The sequence below is a fragment of the uncultured Ellagibacter sp. genome, from assembly GCF_934636505.1.
GTDB lineage: Bacteria > Actinomycetota > Coriobacteriia > Coriobacteriales > Eggerthellaceae > Ellagibacter.
The window spans coordinates 1-2,681 of sequence record NZ_CAKUAL010000120.1 but is presented as its reverse complement, the minus strand read 5'-3'; the positions used below and the strand labels follow the sequence as shown (position 1 = coordinate 2,681).

3 protein-coding genes and 1 tRNA gene are annotated in these 2,681 nt (G+C 63.6%); all 4 read right to left on the bottom strand.

Translation table 11 applies throughout. The annotated features are described in order from the left end of the window. On the bottom strand, positions 1 to 368 hold a 368-nt coding region (locus Q0G18_RS09285; RefSeq protein ID WP_297152389.1), incomplete at its 3' end, for a tetratricopeptide repeat protein. A gap of 39 nt (positions 369 to 407) precedes the next feature. Continuing rightward, on the bottom strand, positions 408 to 935 hold the full coding sequence (locus Q0G18_RS09280; protein ID WP_297152386.1) for a peptidylprolyl isomerase: 528 nt from the start codon (positions 933 to 935) through the stop codon (positions 408 to 410). 270 nt (positions 936 to 1,205) lie between these two features. Beyond that, positions 1,206 to 1,280 (bottom strand) — tRNA-Glu (locus tag Q0G18_RS09275). Positions 1,281 to 1,343: 63 nt separating this feature from the next. Continuing rightward, a partial coding sequence (rlmD, locus tag Q0G18_RS09270) for a 23S rRNA (uracil(1939)-C(5))-methyltransferase RlmD (protein WP_297152383.1) occupies positions 1,344 to 2,681 on the bottom strand: 1,338 nt, incomplete at its 5' end.

The following is a 2,681-nucleotide window of genomic DNA, read 5'->3' as shown; positions in this document are numbered from 1 at the left end:
GCGTTGCCCATGCCGATGTAGGCCTTGTAGCGCGCGTCGTATCCCTCGTCGGCCACCGCGGCCTCGAAATAGTGCACCGCGTTGTCGTAGTCGTGGAGCGACGCGTACGCCATGCCGAGATTGCAGTCGACCGCGCCCTTCATGTCGTAGGCGGGATCGGCCACGGCCTGCGTGTACGCCTGGATGGCCTCGTTGGCATCCCTCAGCTTGATCAGGCAGTTGCCGATCTGGTGGTACAAACGCCCCGTCTCGCCGGGCGCCGGCGGCATAGCCTCATCCTGCAGGCACTGCGTGAACGCCATGAGCGCGCCCTGGAAGTCCTTGGCGTCGTAGAGAGATTGCGCTTTGTTGAAAAGCTCGTTGTTCATCTGGTTCCTTCGATCCGGGCAAAACGCCGAGATATCGGTTTATTTGTTGGCGTTCTCGATCTCGATCTTCTCGATCACATCGCCCACGCGGAGCTGACCGATGACGTCTTTGCCCTCGATGGTCTGGCCGAACACGGTGTAGCCGTCGTCGAGGAAGGGCTGCGCGCCCAGGCAGAAGTAGAACTGGGAGCCCGCGGAGTTGGGGTTTGACGAACGTGCCATGGCGAGCGTGCCGTCCTTGTGCACATTGTTCGGGTTGGTGGTGTACTCCTCATGGATGGAGTAGCCCGGGTTGCCCGTGCCGCAGCCGCGACGAGAACCCTCGTTGATGACCTGCTCAGGCGTGAGGTCGCGCGTGTTCGGGCAGCCGCCCTGGATGACGAAGCCGGGGACGTAGCGATGGAACTTCAGACCATCGTAGTAGCCCTTCTGGGAAAGCTCGACGAAGTTGCCCACGTGGATGGGGGCGTCGTTGCCGGCGAGCTGCACGCGGATGGTTCCCTTGGAAGTGGTGAGGACGGCGATCTCGTTGCCGTTCGGCTTGTATTCGGGGGTGTACAACGCCATAAGGCGGCTCCTTTGCGTTTCCTTGACCCGCAGGGCGGCCGACCAGGCTGCACGGGCGGGCAGATGATTGCATACGAACCTGTATTCTACCAGTATGCGGCGAACATGATGCAAAAACCGCAATGTTCGCAAACGAAAGCGAGCTAAAAGACGTGCGGAATACGGCGCGTGGGAACGCGAGAAGGCGGCGAGAGCGAAGTAGCCGCCCGCCGCTTTGGCATACAAATGAAAAACGGGCTGGAAGAGTATTTCCAGCCCGCTCGTTTTGAATGGTGCCCCCAACGAGAATCGAACTCGTGTCTCAGCCTTGAAAGGGCCGCGTCCTAACCTCTAGACTATGGGGACGAAGTCGCTTCCTTGCGAAAGCAGCCAGGATATTATCGCAAAGGTTGCGGTCCTTGGCAAGAACTATTTTGCATTTTTCTGCCCAAAAATGCTCACGACCTCGACGTGGTAGGTTTGGGGGAACAAATCGACCGGCTGCGCGTAAAGCAGCTTGTAGCCGTTTTCCTCGAATCGGGCCACGTCACGCGCCCAAGTCGCGGGGTTGCAGCTCACGTACGCCACGCGCTCGGGGCGCGCCGCAGCGATGCTTTCCACCACGCCGTCCGCCAGGCCCGCGCGCGGCGGGTCGACGACGAGCGCGTCGAGCTCGCCCAGCTCGGGAAGCTCGCGGGCCGCATCGCCGCCGATGATCTCGATGTCGACCCCGTTGGCGTCGGCGTTGCGGCGCAAATCTCGCACGGAGCTTCCCGCCGACTCGACGGCAATCACATCGGCGCCCGCCGCAGCGAGCGGGATGGAAAACGTGCCGCCGCCCGAGTACAAGTCGGCAATGAGCATCTCGTCAAGGCCGGCAGGCCCCTCATCGCCCACTTCCCCACCGAGCCCGCGAATGACCTCGCCGATGAGTTTTTCCGCCTGCGCGGTGTTCACCTGGAAAAACGACGGCGCTGCCACGCGGAAGGTGAAGCCGAGCAGCTTCTCCTCCCAAAAGCCCTTGCCGTCGAGCACCTCCACTCCCTTGATCTTGCGCGCGCGACCGGGATCGGCGAGCACGCGCACAATGCTCGTGGCCTTGAACGACCCCTTGAGGATGTTGGCCACATGGCCGCGCGGGAAGGCGGCAGGCGTCGTCCAAAGCGCGACCTCGGTGCTGTGGGTGCGCACGCTATGCCGCACGCCGACGCGGAAAATTCCCAGGTCGTCTGCGCCTTGCGCGAAGCGGAGCGCCCCGCGCAGCGCCTTGGGAGCGCGCTCGATCTGCTTGTAGGCAACCGGGCACGTGGCGCTCGCGACGACGTCTTGGCAGCCTTCATCGTGAAAGCCCAGCTGGAACATGCCCGCCGCATCGAACGCCGCGCCGAGCTCGATCTTGTTGCGATACCCCCACTGTCGCTTGCTTCCCAGGCAAGGGCGCACGAGGGCAGCCGCGCGTTCGTCTCCGAAGCCGGCCGTGCGCGAAAGCGCCGCAACGACGTTGTCGGTCTTCGCGGCAAGCTGGGCCTCATAGCTGAGGTGCTGCCAAGGAGCGACTCCTTGCGAGGACGGCTCCGCCCAGGTGGGGGCCACGCGGCACGCCGAAGGCTCTTTCACCTCGGTGATGCGAGCACGCGCAAAGGAGTGCTTCTCCTCCGTCAGCTCAATGGCGAGCACGTCGCCCGGCGCACCGCCTTCGACGAACACGGCCTTGCCGCTCTCGAGATGCGCGACCGCCTCGGGGCCGAACCCCATGCGCTCGATCGT